At 65.9% G+C, this 22,790-nt stretch carries 9 protein-coding genes; 5 read left to right on the plus strand and 4 right to left on the minus strand.

Annotated features, from left to right (window positions below; genetic code table 11):
• Positions 1-801, plus strand: coding sequence for a substrate-binding periplasmic protein (locus ACOKS3_RS08845; protein ID WP_103446579.1), 801 nt, complete (start codon positions 1-3; stop codon positions 799-801).
• A 65-nt stretch (positions 802-866) separates the two neighbouring features.
• The gene (locus ACOKS3_RS08850; protein WP_103446580.1) at positions 867-1,880 is read left to right on the plus strand and encodes a GNAT family N-acetyltransferase; all 1,014 of its coding nucleotides are present in this window, start codon (positions 867-869) and stop codon (positions 1,878-1,880) included.
• Positions 1,881-1,934: 54 nt separating this feature from the next.
• Here ACOKS3_RS08850 and ACOKS3_RS08855 read toward each other — a convergent pair whose 3' ends face one another.
• Entirely contained in the window at positions 1,935-2,465 is a 531-nt protein-coding gene (locus tag ACOKS3_RS08855; protein ID WP_422763262.1) for an RNA polymerase factor sigma-70, read from the minus strand.
• 295 nt (positions 2,466-2,760) lie between these two features.
• Between ACOKS3_RS08855 and ACOKS3_RS08860 the strand changes: the two genes are divergently transcribed.
• Positions 2,761-15,702, plus strand: coding sequence for a non-ribosomal peptide synthetase (locus tag ACOKS3_RS08860; protein WP_463581476.1), 12,942 nt, complete (start codon positions 2,761-2,763; stop codon positions 15,700-15,702).
• A 133-nt stretch (positions 15,703-15,835) separates the two neighbouring features.
• Here ACOKS3_RS08860 and dsbG read toward each other — a convergent pair whose 3' ends face one another.
• From dsbG to dsbD, 3 genes are read right to left on the minus strand one after another with little or no spacing between them, the layout of a single operon-like run.
• Positions 15,836-16,594, minus strand: coding sequence for a thiol:disulfide interchange protein DsbG (dsbG, locus tag ACOKS3_RS08865; RefSeq protein WP_103446583.1), 759 nt, complete (start codon positions 16,592-16,594; stop codon positions 15,836-15,838).
• A 1-nt stretch (position 16,595) separates the two neighbouring features.
• Positions 16,596-17,432: a TlpA family protein disulfide reductase gene (locus tag ACOKS3_RS08870; protein ID WP_103446584.1), complete on the minus strand. Its 837-nt coding sequence runs from the start codon at positions 17,430-17,432 to the stop codon at positions 16,596-16,598.
• Positions 17,432-19,144, minus strand: coding sequence for a protein-disulfide reductase DsbD (gene dsbD / locus ACOKS3_RS08875; RefSeq protein ID WP_103448221.1), 1,713 nt, complete (start codon positions 19,142-19,144; stop codon positions 17,432-17,434). The genes ACOKS3_RS08870 and dsbD overlap by 1 nt, the downstream gene beginning before the upstream one ends.
• 284 nt (positions 19,145-19,428) lie before the next feature.
• On the opposite strand from dsbD, the gene ACOKS3_RS08880 reads away from it, so the two are divergent.
• Together ACOKS3_RS08880 and ACOKS3_RS08885 are read left to right on the plus strand one after the other, a co-directional pair.
• Positions 19,429-22,260, plus strand: coding sequence for a xanthine dehydrogenase family protein molybdopterin-binding subunit (locus ACOKS3_RS08880; protein ID WP_422763264.1), 2,832 nt, complete (start codon positions 19,429-19,431; stop codon positions 22,258-22,260).
• Complete coding sequence (locus ACOKS3_RS08885) at positions 22,253-22,789, plus strand: (2Fe-2S)-binding protein (RefSeq protein WP_103446586.1); 537 nt, start codon at positions 22,253-22,255, stop codon at positions 22,787-22,789. The genes ACOKS3_RS08880 and ACOKS3_RS08885 overlap by 8 nt, the downstream gene beginning before the upstream one ends.
• Position 22,790: the final 1 nt, after the last annotated feature.

Raw genomic sequence — 22,790 nt, forward strand, 5'->3', positions numbered from 1 at the left:
TTGACTCCAGCGCCCGGCCTGAAGGTAATCTCCACCCTGATGATGCTTGCTGCAGCCTGGCTGGCGGTGCCGGCGTGGGCTGCCGACGCCATCGACGTGAAGATCGGCGCCGCGCATTTCCCGCCTTATACCGTGCGCCCGGAGCAGGGTGCCGACACCGGTTTGCTGCCCCAGCTGGTCGAGGCGCTGAACCGCTTGCAGCCCGACTACCACTTCGTCCTGGTGCCCACCTCCATTCAGCGGCGCTTTGGTGATTTCCAGCAAGGCCGCACCGACATGGCGATCTTCGAGAACCCCGAATGGGGCTGGCAGCAGATTCCGCACCAGACGGTGGACATGGGCCTGGAGGATGCCGAAGTGTTCGTCGCCAGAAAGCTCAATGGCCGTGACCAGCATTACTTCGACAGCCTGGGTGGCAAGCGCCTGGCGCTGTTCAACGGCTATCACTACGCCTTCGCCAACTTCAACCCTGACCCCAACTACCTGCGCAAGGCCTACAACGCGACGCTCACTTATTCCCATGACAGCAACCTGCTCATGGTTCAGGCTGGCCGTGCCGACATTGCCCTGGTAACGCGCTCGTACCTGAGCGACTTCCTGGCCCGCAACCCCGACAGCCTCAATCAGCTGATCGCCTCGCAGCGCATCGATCAGGTCTACCACCACTATGCCTTGCTGCGTCCCGGTGCCCCGATCACCGATCAGAAGTTCGCCGAGCTGCTGCGCTACCTGCGCGACACGGGCGAATTGACGCGCATCTTCCAGCCCTACCGGATCACCGTCGCCGCGCCGAACGACTAAATTCCCCGGGTATGGGCGCGTCATCAGAGGTGAGCCTTTCTTTCATTCTTTCGTGAGCCAAGACCATGCCGTTCGATGCCGCTTCGCAGCCTCTGTCTTTACCCCGCTGGCGCAGCCTCGATGCCGAGGAGGATGACAGTCGGTTGAGCCTGACCCTTGACGGGCGGCCATTGATCCAGCTGCGTCTGGAGCCAGGCGAAACGCTGCAAGTGTATGTCCAAAGCCTCTGCTCGGAGCGAGCGCAGCAGGCGTTGTGGGCTGCCTGCTATTGGCTGCTGTCCCGCGATCCTGCTCGCCAGCGCCTTGCCGTGCATCTGCCTTCCAGTGTGCCGCAAGCTTTGGCCAGCGGTTTGTTGCTGGCCGGCGAAGTCGCCAGCGTCTACCTGTGCGAGCGCGCATTGTTCTGGCAGTTGCCGCAGCCGTGGCTGGGCAGTTCGAGTGGCGGTGTCTACCCGCAGCAGATGCAGTTCAGTGACGGCAAGCGCCATCCGCGCCGGGCTCCCAAGCCGCGTGGCGAGGTGTATCGCCGCTTCGATGCGCGGCTGGGTGCCTGGGTGTCGTTGCGCACCCTGGAAATCGACCAGGACCTCGAGCGTTTCAACCGCTGGCAGAACAACCCGCGGGTGGAGAAGTTCTGGCAGGAAGCGGGTTCACTGGAGCAGCACCGCGAATACCTGGCCAAGCTGGAGGCCGACCCGCATACCCTGACCCTGATCGGCTGTTTTGATGATCAGCCATTTGCCTACTTCGAAGCGTACTGGGCCAAGGAGGATCGCATTGCGCCGTTCTACCCGGCCGATGATTACGACCGTGGCATCCACATGCTGGTGGGGGAGGAGACGCACCGTGGCCCGCACAAGGTCGCCAGCTGGCTTTCGGCACTGGTGCACTACTTGTTCCTGGATGACCCGCGCACCCAGCGGGTGGTGGCTGAGCCCCGTGCCGACAACGGCAAGATGATCGGCTACATGCACGATCAGTGCTTCCATTGCGACAAGGAATTCGACTTCCCGCACAAGCGCGCGGCACTGATGATCCTGGGGCGGGAGCGGTTCTTCGATCGCTGCAAATTGGTCTGAGTCCGCGTCGCCTGCTTCGCGGGGTAAGCCCGCGAAGCAGGCGACGCGGATGTATCAGGCTTGTCGGTTGGCGGTCTTGCGGCAGTGCACCAGCGCATCGCGAATCATGAAGTTGACCAGGGTCGGCGACACGCCCAGTTCCTTGGCGATGTCCTTCTGCGGCACACCGTGCAGGCGGTACATCTCGAAGGCATAGCGGGTGCGTTGCGGCAGTTCGTTGAGCGCCTCGGCGATGTGCTCGAGCGCAGCCAGGTTGATGTGCGTGGCCTCGGGCGAAGCGTTCGGGATGACCACGTTCAGGCCTTCCTCTTCGCTGCCGGAATACTTCAGCTCCATCGCCTGCTTGCGGTAATGGTCGATGGCCAGGTTGCGCACGATCTGGAACAGGTAGCTGAGCTGCGCCTTGAACGACGAGGTGATCTGCGGGGCGGCGCTGAGCCGGAAGAAGGCATCCTGCACCACGTCCTCGGCGCGCGAGCGGCAGCCGGTGATGCGGGCTGCGATCTTGACCAAAATACTGCGATTGTTGGCGAATGCCTGGAGTAATGGTGAATCGCACTTACTTGTGGATAGTTGTTCCGCCATGGAAATCACCTTGTCTCGGAGGGGGAAGGGAGCACCCCATTTGGGGAAGCTTCCTACGACGTGCGACAAACTATTCAGAATGATAATGATTGTCAAATACGAAAGTTAATGAGTTTCTATTAGTTTAAGTTCTAAGCAGAATGGCGCGACGCATTTCAACTTGCGCCCCCGCTCACACCGCTAATTTCCCGCCGCGCCCATCCGTTCCCCTGTGTATATCCGGCCGCTGCCGCTGCCCGCCGACCTTGTGCGGGGCAGCCAGCCCGACTCAACCAGACACTGGCAGGAACTCCCCATGACGGACGCCTTCGAACTCCCGCTCTCGCTGGTCCAGGCCTTGGCGCAACGCGCCGCACAGACCCCGGACCGCATCGCCCTGCGCTTTCTGGCCGATGCCCCCGGCGAGCAGGCCGTGCTCAGCTACCGCGACCTGGATGCGCATGCGCGCACCATCGCCGCGGCATTGCAGGCCCGCGCCAGCTTCGGCGAGCGGGCCGTGCTGCTGTTCCCCAGCGGCCCGGACTACGTGGCGGCGTTCTTCGGTTGCCTGTACGCCGGGATCATTGCCGTGCCGGCCTATCCACCGGAGTCGTCACGCCGCCATCATCAGGAGCGCCTGCTGTCGATCATCGACGACGCCGAACCGCGTCTGCTGCTGACCGTCGGTGCGCTGCACGACAGCCTGCAGGGTCTCGAAGCCCTGGCCGGCGACAACGCGCCCGAACTGCTGGCAGTGGATGCGCTTGATCCGGCATTGGCCGAGTGCTGGCGCGAGCCGGTGTTGAATGGGCACGACATCGCCTTCCTGCAGTACACCTCCGGCTCCACCGCACTGCCCAAGGGCGTGCAGGTCAGCCACGGCAACCTGGTGGCCAACGAGCAACTGATCCGCACCGGCTTCGGCATCGACCTCAACCCGGACGATGTGATCGTCAGCTGGTTGCCGCTGTACCACGACATGGGGCTGATCGGCGGCTTGCTGCAGCCGATCTTCAGTGGCGTGCCGTGCGTGCTGATGTCGCCGGGCTACTTCCTCGCCAGGCCACTGCGCTGGTTACAGGCCATCAGCGAATACGGCGGCACCATTAGCGGAGGGCCGGACTTCGCCTACCGGCTGTGCAGCGAACGGGTCAGCGAGGCGGCCCTGGCCGGCCTCGACCTGAGCCGCTGGCGTGTGGCCTATTCCGGCTCCGAGCCGATCCGCCAGGACAGTCTCGCCACCTTCGCCGAGAAGTTCGCCGCCTGCGGCTTCCAGACGAGCAGCTTCTTCGCCAGCTATGGCTTGGCCGAAGCCACCTTGTTCGTCAGCGGCAGGCGCCGTGGCCAGGGCATCGGCGCGCTGGAACTGGACAGCCATGCGTTGGCCGCCAACCGTGCCGAAGCCGGCAAGGGCAATGTGCTGATGAGCTGCGGCTACCCGCAGCCTGGCCACGCGGTGCGCATCGTCGAGCCGCAGCAACTTGAAGTGCTGGGCGACAACCAGGTCGGCGAGATCTGGGCCGGCGGCCCGAGCATCGCCTTGGGTTACTGGCGCAACCCTGAGGCCACGGCCCGCACCTTCGTCGAAATGGACGGCCAGACCTGGTTGCGTTCCGGTGACCTGGGCTTCATGCGCGACGGCGAAGTGTTCGTCACCGGGCGCCTGAAGGACATGCTGATCGTTCGCGGTCAAAACCTTTACCCGCAGGACCTGGAAAAGACCCTGGAGCGTGAGGTCGAAGTCCTGCGCAAGGGGCGGGTGGCCGTGTTCGCTGTCGACGACCAGGGCGAGGAGGGCATCGGCGTGGCGGTGGAAATCAGCCGCAACGTGCAAAAGGCGGTAAAGCCCGAAGACCTGATCAAGACCCTGCGCCAGGTGACCGCCGAGGCCTGTCGTCAGGCACCGTCCGTAGTCCTGCTGCTCAACCCGGGTGCATTGCCGAAGACCTCCAGCGGCAAGCTGCAGCGTTCGGCCTGCCGCCTGCGCATGAATGATGGCAGCCTGGATTGCTATGCGCGCTTCCCCGCGGCTGCCGGGTCTGTTGCAGAGACAGCAACCGGCGATGACCTGCAAGCGCGCATTGCCGGTATCTGGCGCGAGTTCCTCAAGGTCGAGGCGGTTGCCGCGGACGATCACTTCCTGCTGCTGGGTGGCAACTCCATTGCGGCCACCCAGGTCACTGCCCGCCTGGCGGACGAGCTGGGTATCGCGCTGAGCCTGCGGACCCTGTTCGAGGCGCCGACACTGGCCGAGTACAGCGCTGCGGTGGCCGCCATCCTTGCTGAAGGTGCTGGTGAGTCCATCGCTATCACGGCGCTGCACCGTGGCCAGGCCTTGCCGCAGTCGCTGGCACAGAACCGCCTGTGGCTGACCTGGCAGCTTGAGCCGCAGTCTGCGGCCTACAACATTCCCGCCGGGCTGCACCTGCGCGGCGAGCTGGATCAAGCCGCACTTGAAGCAGCATTCCAGTCGCTGGTAGCACGCCACGAATCGCTACGTACGGTATTCAGCGAGGAGGATGGGCAGGCGTTGCAGCGCGTCCTGGCGGAGCAGCCTTTCACCCTTCAGCGCCTGGATCTGGAAGGGCTGGCGCCTGAACAGGTGATCTCGCGCCGCGAGCAAGAGGCGCAACAGCCCTTCGACCTGACCCAGGGCCCGCTGCTGCGTGTGACCCTGGTGCGCCTGGACGACGAAGACCACCAACTGTGGGTGACCTTGCATCACATCGTCGCCGACGGCTGGTCGCTGAACATTCTGCTCGACGAGTTCGCCAAGCTGTATGCCGCCCGTCGCCAGGGCCTGGACGCCAAGCTGCCTGCGCTGACACTGGGTTACGCCGACTACGGCAGCTGGCAGCGCCAGTGGCTGGCCGAGGGCGAAAGCGCACGCCAGCTGTCGTACTGGAAAGCCGCATTGGGCGATGACTCGCCAGTGCTCGACCTGTACCCGGACCAGCTGCGCTCCAGCCAGCATGAAAACCGCGCCGCGCGCTTGAGCGTGAAAGTGCCGGCCAGGCTGGCCGACGCCCTCAAGGGCCTGGCCCGCGAACAGCAGGCCAGCCTGTTCATGGTCCTGCTGGCCGCCTGGCAAGGCCTGCTGCACCGCTACACCGGCCAGGGTGATATCCGCGTCGGCGTGCCCAATGCCAACCGCCCGCGCCAGGAAACCCAGGGCATGGTCGGCTTCTTCATCAACACCCAGGTGCTGCGTGCGCAGCTGGATGGCCGCCTGCCGTTCGCCCAGCTGCTGGCCCAGGTGCGCGGGGTGACCCTCGACGCCCAGGCCAACCAGGATCTGCCGTTCGAGCAACTGCTCGAAGCCCTGCCCGAAGCCCGCGAGCAGGGCCTGTTCCAGGTCATGTTCAACCACCAGCAGCGTGACCTTTCAGCATTACGCCGTCTTCCAGGCCTGCTCGCCGAAGAGCTGCCGTGGCACAGCCGCGAAGCCAAGTTCGACCTGCAGCTGCACAGTGAGGAAGACCATCAGGGTCGCCTGAGCCTGGCCTTCGACTACGCCGCCGAGTTGTTCGAAGCCAGCACCGTCAAGCGCCTGGCCCAGCACCTGCTGGCGCTGCTCGAGCAAGTCTGCGCGCAACCGCAACTGCCGTTGGGTGACGTACAGCTGCTGGACGAGCAGGGCCGCCAGCAACTGCTGGCATGGGGTGCGGCACCCGCGCCTGCCCCGCAACGGCTGCTGGTCGAGCAGCTCAACGAACAGGCCCGCCTGACCCCGGGGCGCACCGCGCTGGTCTGGGAAGGCGGCAGCCTCGACTACGCCGAGCTGCACCAGCAGGCCAACCGCCTGGCGCACTACCTGCGCGACAAAGGCGTCGGCCCCGACACCTGCGTGGCCATCGCGGTCGAGCGTTCGCCGCAGCTGCTGGTCGGCCTGCTGGCCATCCTCAAGGCGGGCGGCGCTTACGTGCCGCTGGATGTCGACTACCCGGCCGAGCGCCTGGCCTACATGCTCGGCGACTGCCAGGCCAGCCTGTTGCTCAGCCATAGCAGCCTGCTTGGCACGCTGCCGCAGGTCGACGGCGTCAGCGCCATCGCCCTCGACCAACTGCACCTGGACAGCTGGCCAAGCCAGGCGCCGGGCCTGCACTTGCACGGCGACAACCTGGCCTATGTGATCTACACGTCCGGCTCCACCGGCCAGCCGAAGGGCGTGGGCAACACCCATGCTGCCCTGGCCGAGCGCCTGCAGTGGATGCAGGGCCGCTATGCGCTGGATGCCAGTGATGTGCTGATGCAGAAGGCACCGATCAGCTTCGACGTGTCGGTGTGGGAATGCTTCTGGCCACTGATCACCGGCTGCAAACTGGTGCTGGCCGGCCCCGGCGAGCACCGCGACCCGCAGCGCATCGCCACCTTGGTGCAGCAGCATTGCGTGACCACGCTGCACTTCGTGCCGCCGCTGCTGCAGGTGTTCGTGCAGGAGCCGCTGGCCGCTGGCTGCAGCAGCCTGCGCCGGCTGTTCTCCGGTGGCGAGGCGCTGCCTTCGAAGCTGCGTGACCGTGTGCTGCAGTTGCTGCCACAGGTGCAGTTGCACAACCGCTACGGGCCGACCGAAACCGCCATCAACGTCACCCACTGGCATTGCCAGGCTGAAGATGGCGAGCGCTCGCCGATCGGTCGCCCGCTGGCTAACGTGCTCTGCCGGGTGCTGGACGATGAGCTTGAGCTGGCTGCGCCTGGCGTGCCGGGTGAGCTGTACCTGGGCGGTGCCGGTCTGGCCCGGGGTTACCTGGGCCGCCCGGGCCTGACTGCCGAACGTTTCGTGCCCCAGGCCGATGGTAACGGCGCGCGCCTGTACCGCAGTGGCGACCGCGCCCGCTGGCAGGCGCAGAGTGAAGCCCTGGAATACCTCGGGCGTCTCGATCAGCAGGTCAAAGTGCGGGGTTTCCGCGTCGAGCCGGAAGAAGTGCAGGCATGCCTGCTGGCTCAGCCGGGTGTCGAACAGGCACTGGTGCTGATTCACCAGGACGCGATCGGTGCACAGCTGGTCGGTTACTACAGCGGCAGCGCACCGTCCGAGGTCTTGCTGGCCGCCTTGGCCAAGCAGTTACCGGCGTACATGGTGCCGGCCCAACTGATCGGCCTGGAGCACATGCCGCTGGGCCCGAGTGGCAAGGTCGAGCGCAAAGCGCTGCCTGCACCCGTCTGGCAGCAACGCCAACATGTCGAACCGCAGACTGCACTGCAGCAGCAGGTGGCGGCCATCTGGCGCGAAGTGCTGAATCTGCAGCAGGTCGGCCTGCATGACGACTTCTTTGCCCTCGGTGGTCACTCGCTGCTGGCCACCCAGATCGTCTCGCGCACCCGCCTGGCTTGTGATGTCGAGCTGCCGCTCAAGGCGCTGTTCGAGGCCAGCGAACTGGCCGCGTTCTGTGAGGAGATCGCCCGCATCCGCGCTACCGGTGAGCGCAACCAGCAAGGTGAAATCGTCCGGGTCGACCGCCGCCAGGCCGTGCCGCTGTCGTACTCGCAGCAGCGTATGTGGTTCCTCTGGCAGATGGAGCCGGACAGCCCCGCCTACAACGTTGGCGGCATGGCGCGTTTACGTGGAACGCTGCATGTGGATGCCTTCGAACGCGCCCTGCAGGCGCTGATCGTGCGCCATGAGACCCTGCGTACCACCTTCCCCAGCATCGATGGCGTGCCGTACCAGTGCGTGGCCGACGACAGCGGGCTGCAACTGGACTGGCATGACTTCACGGCCCTGCCGGCCGATAGCCGTCAGCGGCGCTTGCAGCAACTGGCTGACGACCAGGCCCACCAGCCATTCGACCTGGAGCGCGGCCCGCTGCTACGCGCCTGCCTGGCCAAGACTGAGGACCGTGAACACTACTTCGTGCTGACCCTGCACCACATCGTCACCGAGGGCTGGGCCATGGACATCTTCGCCCGCGAACTGGGCGAGCTATACGAAGCCTTCGTCGATGACCGCGAGTCGCCACTGACGCCGCTGCCAGTGCAATACCTGGACTACAGCGTGTGGCAGCGGCAATGGCTGGAAAGCGGCGAGGGCGCACGTCAGCTGGCCTACTGGAAAGCCCGCCTCGGCGATGAGCACCCGGTGCTGGCGCTACCCGCCGACCGCCCACGCCCGGCCGTGCAGAGCCACCGTGGCGAGCTGTACCGCTTCGACCTCGACCCGGCACTGGTCGCCCGCGTGCATGCGTTCAACAATCAGCGCGGCCTGACCCTGTTCATGACCATGACTGCCACGCTGGCTGCCTTGTTGCACCGCTACAGCGGCCAGCGCGACCTGCGCATCGGCGCACCGGTGGCCAACCGTATCCGCCCGGAAAGCGAAGGCCTGATCGGCGCCTTCCTCAACACTCAGGTGCTGCGCTGCGAACTGGACGGGCAAATGACCGCCACCGCCCTGCTCGACCAGGTGCGCCAGGCCGCCATCGAAGGCCAGTCGCACCAGGACCTGCCATTCGACCAGCTGGTCGAGGCTTTGCAGCCGCCGCGCAGCAGCGCCTACAACCCGCTGTTCCAAGTGATGTGCAACGTGCAGCGCTGGGCCTTCCAGCAGAGCCGTGAGCTGGCCGGCATGCAGGTGGATTACCTGGTCAACGATGCCAGCGCCACCAAGTTCGACCTGTACCTGGAGGTCACCGACCTCGACGGCCGCCTGGGCTGCTGCCTGACCTACAGCCGCGACCTGTTCGACGAGCCGCGCATCGCGCGCATGGCCGAGCACTGGCAGCAGCTGCTGGTCGGCCTGCTCGACAACCCGCAGCAGCGCCTGTGCGAACTGCCGATGCTGGCCGATGCCGAGCAGCAAGTGCTGGTCGGCCAGTTGCAGGGCGAACAGGGCTTCGCCCTCGACCAGACGCTGCACGGCCTGTTTGCCGCCCAGGCTGCGCGTACGCCGAAAGCGGGTGCACTGACCTTCGCCGGCCAGCACATGACCTACGCCGAGCTCGACCAGCAGGCCAACCGCCTGGCCCGTGCCCTGCGTGAACGTGGGGTTGGCCCGCAGGTGCGGGTGGGCCTGGCGTTGGAGCGTTCGCTGGAGATGGTGGTCGGCCTGCTGGCCATTCTCAAGGCCGGTGGCGCCTATGTGCCGCTCGACCCAGAGTACCCGCTCGACCGCCTGCGCTACATGATCGAGGATAGTCGCATCGGCCTGCTGCTGAGCCAGCGCGCGCTGCTCGAAACCCTTGCTGAACTGCCTGACGGCGTGGCGCGCTGGAGCCTGGAAGACGACGCCGCGAGCCTGTGTGCCTACAGCGATGCGCCGCTGGACAACCTCAACCTGCCGCAGCATCAGGCCTACCTGATCTACACCTCCGGCTCCACCGGCAAGCCCAAGGGCGTGGTGGTCAGCCACGGTGAAATCGCCATGCACTGCCAGGCGGTGATCGACGCCTTCGGCATGCGCAGCGATGACTGCGAGCTGCACTTCTACTCGATCAACTTCGATGCGGCCAGCGAACGCTTGCTGGTACCGCTGCTGTGCGGCGCCCGCGTGGTGCTGCGCGCTCAGGGCCAGTGGGGTGCCGAAGATATTTGCCAGCTGGTGCGCGAGCAGCAGGTGAGCGTGCTCGGTTTCACCCCGAGCTACGGCAGCCAGCTGGCCCAGTACCTGGCCGGCCAGGGCGAGCAGTTGCCAGTGCGGCTAGTGATCACTGGCGGCGAAGCGCTGACTGGCGAGCACCTGCAGCGCATTCGTCAGGCCTTTGCCCCGCAGCAGTTCTTCAACGCCTACGGCCCCACCGAAACCGTGGTCATGCCGCTGGCCTGCCTGGCGCCGGAGGTGATGCCCGCCGACGCTGGCAGCGTGCCAATCGGCCGGGTGATCGGTGCCCGCACGGCGTACATCCTCGACGAGGACCTGGCCTTGCTGCCGCAAGGGGGAATCGGCGAACTTTACGTCGGCGGTGCGGGCCTGGCCCAGGGGTACCACGACCGCCCGGGCCTCAGCGCCGAGCGCTTTGTCGCCGACCCGTTCAGCCGCGATGGCGGGCGCCTGTACCGCACCGGCGACCTGGTGCGCCTGCGTGCCGATGGTCTGGTGGAATACGTCGGCCGTGCCGACCTGCAGGTGAAGATCCGCGGCTTCCGTATCGAGCTGGGCGAAATCGAAAGCCGCCTGCAGGACCATGCCGATGTCGACGAGGCCGTGGTCCTGGCCCTCGACCTGCCAGGTGGCAAACAACTGGTCGGTTACCTGGTGTGCCAGCAGGCCACTGCCGACAGCGAGGCTCAGTCCGCACTGCGCGAAGCGGTCAAGGCCGATGCCCGTCAGCATCTGCCGGACTACATGGTGCCCGCGCACCTGGTGCTGCTGGAGCGCCTGCCGCTGATGGGCAACGGCAAGCTCGATCGCCGCGCACTGCCGGCACCGGACCTGGAGCAGGCCCGCCAGCATTACCAGGCCCCGGCCAATGAGCTGGAGGAGCAGTTGGCGCACGTCTGGCGCGAAGTGCTCAACCTGTCCCGTGTGGGTGTGCAGGACAACTTCTTCGAACTCGGTGGCGACTCGATCCTGTCCATTCAGGTGGTCAGCCGCGCGCGCCAACTGGGCTTGCAGTTCACCCCGCGTGACCTGTTCCAGCACCAGACCATCCAGACCCTGGCGGCCGTGGTCAGCCGCAGCGCCGCGCCGAGCAGCATCGAACAGCGCCCGCGCGAAGGGCGCAGCGGCCTCACGCCGATTCAGCAGTGGTTCTTCGACAGTGCTGTGGCCCAGCCGCAGCACTGGAACCAAGCGGTGCTGCTGGAGGCACGCCAACCCTTGGACCGCGCCACCCTGGAGCAGGCCCTGGCGGCGTTGGTAGCGCACCACGACAGCCTGCGCCTGCGCTTCACCCAGGGGCAGGCGGCCTTCGCTGCGGTGTCTGCCGAGCAACTGTTGTGGACCGCCACGGTCGCCGACTTCGCCGACTGCCAGGCGCTGTATACCGACGTGCAACGCAGCCTCGACCTGGAACGGGGCCCGCTGTTGCGCGCCTTGCTGGTCAGTGACGGGCAGGGCACCCAGCGCCTGCTGCTGGCGATCCACCACCTGGTGGTCGACGGTGTGTCCTGGCGCGTGCTGCTCGAAGACCTGCAGGCGCTGTATCGCGGCCAGCCACTGGCGGCCAAGACCCACGCCATGGCCGACTGGGCCGCGCGCCTGGCCAGCTACGCCGTCAGCGATTCGCTGCGCGACGAGCTGGACTGGTGGCAAGGCCAGCTTGGCGGCGTGCGCCATGAGCTGCCGTGCGATCACCCGCAGGGTGGCAACCTGCACCGGCATGCCGACACCTTGGCAATCGCCCTGGACGCGGGGCAGACCCGGCAGTTGCTGCAACAGGCGCCGGCGGCCTACCACACCCAGGTCAACGACCTGCTGCTGACCGCGCTGGCCCGCACCCTGTGCCGCTGGAGCGGTGACCAGGAAGTGCTGGTGCAACTCGAAGGCCACGGCCGTGATGGCCTGTTCGAAGACATGGACCTGACCCGCAGCGTCGGCTGGTTCACCAACGCCTACCCGCTGCGCCTCAACCCGCAGGCCGGCGACGACGATGCCGCGCGTGCCACCTCGATCAAGCACATCAAGGAACAGCTGCGTCAGGTGCCGCACAAGGGGCTGGGCTACGGCGTGCTGCGCTATCTGGGCGATGCTGTCAGCCGCGAAAGCATGGCGGCGTTGCCGCAAGCGCGCATCACCTTCAACTACCTGGGCCAGTTCGACCAGCAGTTCGACGAGGCCGCCTTGTTCCTGCCGCTGGATGCGCCGGCCGGCCTGGCTCATGATCTGGATGCGCCGCTGCCGAACTGGCTCAGCATCGACGGCCAGGTCTATGGCGGTGCCCTGCAACTGCGCTGGACTTACAGCCGCGAGCGCTATGACGAGCGCACCATCGCGCAGTTGGCCGAAGCCTATCGCCAGGAGCTGCTGGCGCTGGTCAGCCACTGCCTGGCCGATGGCAACGGCAGTTTCACGCCCTCGGACTTCCCGTTGGCGCACCTGAGCCAGCAGCAGATCGACGCGCTGCCGGTTCCCGCCGCGCAGATCGAAGACGTCTACCCGCTGACGCCGATGCAGGAGGGCATGCTCTTGCATACCCTGCTGGAACCAGGCACCGGCCTGTACTACATGCAGGACCGCTACCGCATCAACAGCGCCCTCGACCCGCAACGTTTCGCCCAGGCCTGGCAGGCCGTGGTGGCACGTCACGAAGCCCTGCGCGCCTCGTTCAGCTGGAATGCTGGCGAGACCATGCTGCAGATCATCCACAAGCCGGGCAACACGCCGGTGGACTATCAGGACTGGCGCGGCCTTGATGAGGCGGCCCAGGAGGCGCGCCTGCAGGCCCTGCACAAAGAGGAGCGGGAAGCCGGCTTTGCCCTGCTGCAGGAGGCGCCGTTCCACCTGCGCCTGGTGCGGGTGGATGACGAGCGCTACTGGTTCATGATGAGCAACCACCACATTCTCATCGATGCCTGGTGCCGTTCGTTGTTGATGAACGATTTTTTCGTGCTCTACCAGGCCCTCGGCGAAGGCCGTCAGGCCTCGTTGCCGGTGCCGCCGCGCTACCGCGACTACATCGGCTGGCTGCAACGCCAGGACATGGACGAAGCGCGCAGCTGGTGGCAGGCCAACCTGGCCGGTTTCGAGCGCGCCACGGCACTCCCCAGCGACCGCCCGCTGCGCAATGACCACGCCGGTGACGGCATGCTGGTGGGCGACTGCTACACCCGCCTGGAGGTGAGTGATGGCGTGCGCCTGCGCGAACTGGCCCAGGCCCATCAGCTGACCATCAACACCTTCGCCCAGGCGGCCTGGGCGCTGGTGTTGGCGCGCTACAGCGGTGATCGCGACGTGGCCTTCGGCGTGACCGTGGCCGGGCGCCCGGCGAGCCTGCCGCAGATGCAGCGCACGGTCGGTCTGTTCATCAACAGTATCGCCCTGCGCGTGCAACTGCCCGAACCAGGCCAGCGCCGCACCGTGCGCCAGTGGCTGCAGGGCGTGCTGGAGCGCAACATGGAGCTGCGCGAGTACGAGTACCTGCCGCTGGTGGCGATCCAGGACTGCAGTGAACTGCCCAAGGGCCATCCGCTGTTCAACAGCTTGTTCGTGTTCGAGAACGCCCCGGTGGAAACGGCGGTGCTCGACCACGCCCAGCACCTCAACGCCAGCTCCGACTCCGGCCGCACCCACACCAACTTCCCGTTGACGGCGGTGTGCTACCCGGGCGATGACCTGGGCCTGCACCTGTCATTCGACCAGCGCTACTTCGACTACCCGACCGTCGAGCGCCTGCTGGCCGAGTTCAAGCGCCTGCTGCTGGCGCTGGTGCAAGGCTTTGAAGGGGAGGTGAGTGAGCTGCCGTTGCTGGGCGAGGACGAACAGCGCTTCCTGCTCGACGACTGCAACCGCACCGGGCACGCTTATCCGCTGGAACAGAGCTACGTGGCACTTTTCGAAGCGCAAGTGGCTGCCCACCCTGAGCGAACCGTCGCTCGATGCCTCGAAGCGTCTTATGACTATGCCGGGCTGAACCTCGCGGCCAACCGCCTGGGCCATGCCCTGGTTGCTGCGGGCGTGGCCATCGACCAGCCGGTTGCCCTGCTGGCCGAACGTGGCTTGCCGCTGCTGGGCATGATTATCGGCAGCTTCAAGGCCGGCGCCGGCTACCTGCCGCTGGATCCGGGCCTGCCATCGGCGCGCCTGCAACGTATCGTCGAGCTGAGCCGCACGCCGGTGCTGGTGTGCAGCGCGGCCTGTGCCGAGCAAGCGCGCCAGTTGCTGGGACAACTTGAGGGGGGGACGCGGCCGCAGTTGTTGGTATGGGAAGAGGTACAGGGCAGCAGCATCGCCAGCCACAACCCGGGCATCCACAGTGGGCCGGACAACCTGGCCTACGTCATCTACACCTCCGGTTCCACCGGGCTGCCCAAGGGCGTGATGGTCGAGCAGCACGGTATGCTCAACAACCAGCTGAGCAAGGTGCCGTACCTGGCCTTGAGCGAGCATGACGTGATCGCCCAGACCGCCTCGCAGAGCTTCGACATTTCGGTCTGGCAATTCCTCGCCGCGCCGTTGTTCGGCGCCCGGGTAGAGATCGTGCCGAACGCCATCGCCCATGACCCGCAAGGTTTGCTGGCGCATGTGCAGGCCACCGGCATCACGGTGCTGGAAAGCGTGCCATCGCTGATCCAGGGCATGCTGGCCAGCGATCATCAGGCGCTCGATAGCCTGCGCTGGATGTTGCCGACTGGCGAGGCGATGCCGCCGGAGCTGGCTGCGCAATGGTTGCAACGTTATCCGCAGATCGGCCTGGTCAATGCCTACGGCCCGGCGGAGTGCTCGGATGACGTGGCCTACTTCCGCGTCGACATGGCTTCGACCCGCGGCAGCTACCTGCCGATTGGCACGCCGACCGACAACAACCGGCTGTACCTGTACGGCGAGGACCAGACCCTGGTCCCGCTGGGGGCGGTGGGCGAGTTGTGCGTGGCCGGCACTGGCGTCGGCCGTGGCTATGTTGGCGACCCGGTGCGCACGGCACTGGTGTTCATCCCGCACCCGCACGGGGCGCCGGGTGAACGCTTGTACCGTACCGGTGACCTGGCGCGGCAGCGCCCGGACGGGGTGCTGGAGTATGTCGGGCGCATCGACCACCAGGTAAAGATCCGCGGTTACCGTATCGAGCTGGGCGAGATCGAGGCGCGCCTGCACGAGCAGGCCGAGATTCGTGATGCGGCGGTGGGGGTACAGGAAGGTGCCAATGGCAAGCATCTGGTTGGCTATCTGGTGGCGCACCAGGGTGTGGTCGCCGATGCCGCGTTGCTGGAACTGGTCAAGCAGCGCCTGCGCGGGGAGCTTCCGGAGTACATGGTGCCGTTGCACTGGGGCTGGTTCGCCAGCCTGCCGCACAACGCCAACGGCAAGCTTGATCGCAAGGCGTTGCCGGCCATCGAGATCGGTGGGCAGCACAGCCAGGCTTACCAGGCGCCGCGGGATGAACTGGAGATAGTGCTGGCCGGTATCTGGGCCGACGTGCTCAAGGCCGAGCGGGTCGGGGTGCATGACAACTTCTTCGAGCTCGGCGGGCATTCGCTGTTGGCCACGCAAATCGCCTCGCGGGTGCAGAAGCAGTTGCAGCTGAACGTGCCGTTGCGGGCGATGTTCGAGTGCAGCACGGTGGAGGAGTTGGCCGAGTATGTGCGCGGGTTGCAGGGTAGCGTGGTGGATGAGGCGAAGGCTGATCGGCTCAGTGACCTGATGGCCGAGCTGGAAGGGCTGTAGATCGGGGGGGCGCTTTGCGCCCCATTGGCGGGGCAAGCCCGCTCCTACAGGTACTCCGCAAGGCTTGAATTTTGTGGGGTTTCTGTAGGAGCGGGCTTGTCCCGCGAAAGGGCCGGCTCAGGCAATCGAGGTGTCAGCGCTTGCCGAGAATCTTCCCGAGCAATTCGGGCCGAGGTGCGCCTTGCTGGCTCTGCAGATTGCCTTGCTCATCCTGATAGAAGATCGCCGGGGTTGCCTGTAGCCCCATCTCATCCATCAACGCCATGTTCGCCGCCAGCTTCTGCTGCACGGCATCTGGCACCTTGTCCAGCGGCTTCAAGGCACTCGCCTTGCCCGCTTTTTCATGCTCATGCAGCGCCTTGGCCGGGTCCTTGGCGGCCAGCAGGGCTGCCGACTTGCCCGGGCTGTCCTCGCGGATGATGCCGACCATGATATGGCGCAACTGCACCTTGCCCGACTCTACCCAGGGCCGCGCCTGCTCCCAGAACATGTTGCAGTACGGGCAGTTGGGGTCGCTGAACAGGTATACCTTGCGCGGCGCACTGTCCTTGCCGTCGGCGATCCAGGCGGTTTTCTCCATCTTCGCCCAGATTGCCTTGCTCATCGGCGCATACACCAGCTTCTGCAGCGGCTCGGCGCTGAGGTCCTTGCCCTGTTCGTCGAACAGGCTGCCGACCAGCACGTGCTTGCCGTCTGGCGTCAGGTACAGCGCCAGGGCACTGTTCTGGTACTCGGCGGCATAGCCGGTCAGGCCGTTGGGCGCATCGAAGCTGCCCTTGATCTCGGCGCCTTTGGCTTGCAGTTGCTGGATCGCCTTGGGCAGGTCTTCGGCCTGCACCAGCGGGGCGGCCAGCAGGGCCAGGGACAGGGGCAGCAGGGCAGTCAATCGCATGTCAGTTTCCTTGTGCGGCAGGGGCGGGCAGCTTGGCCCGCTCGAAAGGTTCCAGGGCATGACGCAGGCTGGCCCGCGACAGCTCGCCGAGGTGGCTGCCGATCAGGCGGCCGTCGGCGTCGTAGAACAAGGTGGTGGGCAGGGCCATCGAGCCGACCCGCTGGGCCAGCGCGCCGGTGCCGTCGAACAGCACATGGGTCAGGCTCAGCCCGGTGGTAGCGAGGAAGGTCGTGACGTTTTCCGGTGTTTCGCCCTGATTGACGAAGATGAAGGTCACGTGGGGGTATTCCCCCTGGGCCTGTTGCAGCACCGGCATTTCCCGGCGGCAGGGCGGGCACCAGGTGGCCCAGATATTGATCACCAGCGGCTTGCCACGGTAGCTGTGCAGGGCCACCGACTGGCCAGTGGCATTGCGCAGGCTCAATTCGGGCAGTGCGGTGCCCTTGCTGTACAGGTGGCTGCCCAGGCTGGTCAGGCCCCAGAACAGCGCACCGCTGAACAGTGCCCAGCCCAGCGGGCGCCGCAGGCCAGGCTGGCGCCAGCCCTGCCAGAGGGTGGCGAGGACGATGCCGACCAGGCCCGACCAGAGCAGGAAGCCGCCGTCACGGATGTCGATGACTTGCACCAGGTCGTCGCGGTACATCGGCCAGTAGGCCAGCACGAACCCCAGGCGGGCGCACAGCAATCCGACCAGAAACAGGTTGAACAGCGCAGATTCCGGGCTTTCGCCGCCCCGCCGCGCGACCCACCAGCCGACCAGGCAGGCCACGCCGAGGGCGGCGAGCATCAGCAGGTGGTTGAGGGCCATTGTCAGCGGCCCGAGGGTTACCGTCAGCATCAGCCTTGGCTCCGGGTCTGGGTCCAGTGTTGCAGGAACGCGGCGGCATCCACCTCACCAGTGATGCGCCGTGCGCGGCGCTCTTCGCCTTCCGGGCCGAGCCAGATGATGCTCGGCGGGCCGGGTACCTGGTAGCGCTGCAGCAGGGCGCGACTGGCGGCGGAGTCGGCGGTCACGTCCAGGCGCAGCAGGTGCACGCCGGCCAGGCTGGTTTGCACGTCGGGGCGGGTGAACACCTGCTTTTCCATGACCTTGCACGACACGCACCAGTCGGCGTAGTAGTCGACCATCACCCACTGGCCGCGTGCCTTGGCGGCATCCAGTTCGCGTTGCAGGGCTTCGGGGCTGCTGACCGTGACGAAGTGCTCGTCGGCCTTCTGCACGGTAGCGACTGCGGTGCCACCGGCGAACGGTCGCAACGGTTGCCACAGATCGTCGCCCCCCGCAGCAGCGCCGACCAGCAGCAGGCCACCCCACAAGGCGCCCAGCAGCGGGACGGCACGTAGCGCCGGCAAGCGCTGCAACGCCGGCCACATGGCCCAGCCCAGGGCGATCAGCCAGGCACCGCTCAGTGCCAGCAACACGGGGGCGGCGAGCAGGCTGCGCACGGTGTACAGGGCCATGGCCAGGAACACGAAGCCGAACACGCCCTTGACTCGGTTCATCCATGCGCCCGGGCGCGGCAGGTAGCGATTTCCGAGGGTCACCAGCAACAGCAGCGGCACGCCCATGCCCATGCCGAGGCTGAACAGCACCAGCGCACCTTGCAGCACATCGCCGCTTTGCGCGATGAACAGCAGCGCACCGGCCAGTGGCGCGGTCATGCAGGGGCCGAGCAGCAGGCCGGAAAGGGCGCCCAGTAGCGCTGCGCCGTACAGGTTGCCACCACGGGTGCCTTGGCCTGCGCGGTCGAGGCGATCGCGCAGGGCGGCCGGCAGTTGCAGTTCGAAAGCACCGAACATCGGCAGGGCGAGGACGATGAACAAGCCGGCCAGGCTGCCCAGCAGCCAGGGTTGCTGCAGCCATGCCTGCAGGCTGGCCCCCAGCAGTGCCGCGACCACACCCAGGGCCGCATACACCAGCGCCATGCTCAGCACATACACCCCTGCCAGCAGCCAGCCACGCCGGGCACTGGCGCCGTTGCCCAGGACCAGCCCAGCGAGGATCGGCAGCATCGGCAGCGAGCAAGGGGTGAAGGCCAGCAGCAGGCCGAGGCCGAAGAACGCCAGCAGGCTCCAGGCCAGGCTGGCGCTTTGCAGGCCGCTGGCCAGTGCCTGGTCGCTGGCTTGTTCGGCGGCCGGGGTCGCGCTGCCGCCCAGGTCAATGGCGGTGGTCTGCGGCGGGTAGCACAGGCCGGCATCGGCACAGCCCTGCCAGCCCAGGCGCAACTGGCCCTGGGCATTGGCTGGTATCAGCAGTTCGAGCTGGTCGCGGTAGACCGCGCTGTCACCAAAGAACTCGTCATGGTGATTAAGGGCGGGGGGGAGTTGCGGCTGCTGCTCAGCAGTCAAGCCGTCGAATTTCAAGCGCTTCTGGTACAGGTAGTAACCCTGCTTGATCTGGAAATACAGGCGCATCTGGCCATCGGCCTGGCGGTCGTGAGTGAGCACGAACGCCTGGTTGACCGGCAGGAAGTCGGGTTTGGCGTCGAACGGGTTGGCCTGCAACGGGCCAGCCAGGAGAAACGTCAGGAAGAGCAAAAGGATGCGCATGTCTTCGCCTTGGCAATACGGAATGGTGGCCATGCTGGCTGCGATTGATTAACCCAAGGTTAACCGTTCCTGCCGACGCTGTTGCGACGGTGCCGCATGTCGCTCCTCGACACGCCGCGACATATTGTCGGCTTGACTTTGCTTATGCCCATATTCTTGTTGTAAAGTTGACGCACAAGTCAGTTTTTTCCTGGCCCGCGTGACAAGGTTCTCACCCTTCCGAGTCCCCCGCACAAGAATCAAAAAAAGCATGGGCAGAAACTCTTCTGCCCAGAGGATCAAGCATGTCCAACCGTGATATTTCCCGGCGCGCCTTCTTGCAAGGCGGCCTGATCGCTGGTGTCGGCGTGACCATGGCGCCACTCGGCAGCCAGGCGTTCGCCGCCCTGATGGAGGAGCGCGTCACCACCTCGCCGCAAAAGTGGATGAACCATGACGGCAAGGCGCGTTTCCGTAACGACGCGCTGTCCAAGGTCTGTGGCAACAAGGTCTTCGCCCGCGACATCCGCGCCAAGGACATGCCCGGCTGGCCGACCCAGCAAGGCCATGCGCTGCTGCTCAAGGCAACCAAGGTCGACCGCATCTATGCCGGCCATGACCTCAGCCTGCTCGGCGCTGACCTGCAGCCAGACCGTGTCGTCACCGCCGCCGACCTGGCCAAGGATGGCATCGCCTGGCCCGAGGCCCATTCGCCCGACCCGCTGCTGCCGCCCGGCCAGGTGCCGATGTTCATCGGCCACCCGGTGGCGATCCTGATCTGGCACGACTTCGAGCGCTTCCGGCAGGCCAAGCGCAAGCTGCAGTTCAATGACAAGGCGATCCAGTACGGCGCCCAGGCTCCGCTGTACCAGCGTGACCCCTATGGCAGCTTCCGCTTCGTGCGTGTGGGCGGCGCCACGCCGTTCGACGACGATGAATTCTCCAGCCTGAAGAATTCCATGCTGTTCCCGACCATCCTCAATCGCAAACCGGTGTGGTCCAAGCAACCCAACCAGCATGGCGACCTGACCGAGCAGGGCCTGTTCTACGCCAAGCGCATGGGCGAGCAACTGGACAACCCGCCCGAGGACTGGCTGGTGTTCGACGAGCGCTACAAGACGCCGTTGATCGAGCCTGCCGCGCTGGAGCCAGACAACGGCAACGGCTGGTACGACCCGGCGACCGGCACGCTGCACTTCGTGGTCGCGACCCAGTGCCCGTTCGAAGTGGCGCAGGAATGCGTGCACATGATCAAACCGTCGCGCTTCGCCCTGAACACGCTCAACATGCACCCTGGCTACACCGTGGGCTACGGCTCAAAAGACAACAACATCTTCGTCTTCTACGCCGCCGTGGCCGCACTGTATGGCGCCGGTGTGCCGATCCGCCTGGCCAACGACCGCTACGAGCAGTTCCAGAGCGGCATCAAGCGCCATGCCTTCGACATCCGCTATCAGCTGGCCGTGGACAAGAAGGACAACCGCTTCAAGATCTTCCGCGCCGACATGAGCTGCGACGGCGGCGGGCGCATCAACTACAGCCCGTCGGTGGCTGCGGTGGGCGCCACTGCGGCGCAGTCGATCTACTACATGCCGCAGAACGACCTGTCGGTGACTGCCTACTACTCGCGCGGCGTCGAGGCAGGCTCCATGCGCGGTTACGGCACCCTGCAGAGCATGGCCGCCACCGAGATGATGGTGGATGAAATCGCCGGTCGCCTGGGCGTCGATGCCATCGACCTGCGCCGTGCCAACGCACTGAAGTCGGGCATGAAGAACACTCAGGGAGCGGTCCCGGCCGGTGCCCTGCGTTTGTACGAGATCCTTGACAAGGCCGCCGTGCACGACTGGTGGCGCAATCGCGATGCCCGCAAGCAGCAGATAGACGCCAAGGATCCGGACCACTGGTACGGCGTCGGCTTCGCCATCTGCCAGAAGGATTTCGGTACCGGCTCCGAGGCGCCGATGGCCAGCGTCGAGTTCACCGCTGATGGGCGCATCAGCCTGCGCCACATCGGCACCGAACTGGGCACTGGCATGTCCACCTCCCAGGCGCTGGTGGTCAGCGACTTCCTCGGCCGCTCGGCCGACGAGGTGAAGACGGCAGTCACCGAATGGCCGGAGTTGCAGCTGACCACCAGCGGCAACCCTTATCTGATCAGCCAGCCCGAGCAGGACAGCGCGCTGCGCAACCCGCGCTGGGTCGGCAAGCTGGCTTCGCCATCGTCGGCGACCAACTCGGCGTTCTACTTCAGCCACGCCACCCGTGAAGCGGCCCGCGTGCTGTTCAACCATGGCCTGTGGCCGGCGGCGATGGCCATCTGGAGCCAGGGCCCGTACGGCGGCCAAGCCAACCCGCTGGTGGTGCGTCGCGAGAACGCGGTGTGGGTCAACGGCGAGCTTACAGGCAATGGCCTGTCGCCGATCCCGTTCGCCCAGTTGGCACAGAAGGCCCATGAGATGGGGCTGGTCACTGGCGTCAGCGTGCACGGTTTCAACCGCTGGAGCTGGGCCGAGGCCGACTTCGTCATCGACGGCGTGCGCGAGCGCTTCCCGCTCGATGCCGTGGCGGTGAAGTACGGCGACGGCGCGGTCAATGCCAAGAAGGCGCAGATGAGCAGCCATGGCTACCACCTGCTCGACCGGCAGAACGCCGCCTACCCGGATACTCAGCTGAACAATGCCATGGTCACTTACTACAGCCCGGTGGCGACCATCGTCGAGGTCAAGGTCAACAAGGGCACCCACGAGGTTGAGGTGCTCAACCACCACAGCTGGGTCGAGTGTGGCCGTGTACTGGTGCCGGAACTGGTCAAGGGCCAGCTCGAAGGCGGTATCGCCATGGGTATCGGCCATGCACTGACCGAAGAAATGCCGTTGTACGAGGGCGGGCCCGGGGAGGGCGACTGGAACTTCAACCGCTACCGCCTGCCGCACGCACGGGATGTGGCGGTGTGGAAACAGACCAGCGAAATCCTCCCGCCGCTGTCACCGACCGACCCGTCCAAGGGCATCGCCGAAGTGGTGATGATCCCGGTCGTCGGTGCCATCGGCAACGCCGTGGCGCATGCCATTGGCAAGCGCGTGCGCGATCTTCCCATCACCCCAGCCCGTATCAAGGAGGCCCTCAATGGCTAACCGTCCACTGCAACTGACCCTCAACGGTCAACCGGTCGGCCCGGTCGAGGTCCCTGATGACCTGGCGATGATCGACTACCTGCACGAACACCAGAACCTTACAGGTTCGCGCCTGGGCTGCGGCCAGGGCATCTGCCATGCCTGCGTGGTGATCGTCGACAACCCCGACGGCACCAGTGAGGAAGTGCGCACCTGCATCACCGGCGCGCATTACTTCGAGGGCAAGAAGGTCCGCACCATCGAAGGCCATGCCAAGCAGGACGAGGCCGGTGACCTGACGCTGAACCCGATCCAGCAGAAGTTCGTCGACCTGTTCGCCTTCCAGTGCAGCTATTGCGCGCCGGGCTTCGTCAACGCCGCCACGGTGCTGGTGGAAACCGCCCAGCGCCAGCCGCTGAAGAAGAGCGAAGTGGAAGACCGTATTGAAGCCAGCCTCGGCCACCACATCTGCCGCTGCACCGGGTACGTGCGTTACTACGACGCTACCCGCACGGTGCTCAATGACCTTGGCCTGGTCAAGGAGGGTTGAG

Source organism: Pseudomonas sp. HS6-2 (assembly GCF_049325675.2).
Taxonomy (GTDB): Bacteria; Pseudomonadota; Gammaproteobacteria; order Pseudomonadales; family Pseudomonadaceae; genus Aquipseudomonas; species Aquipseudomonas putida_N.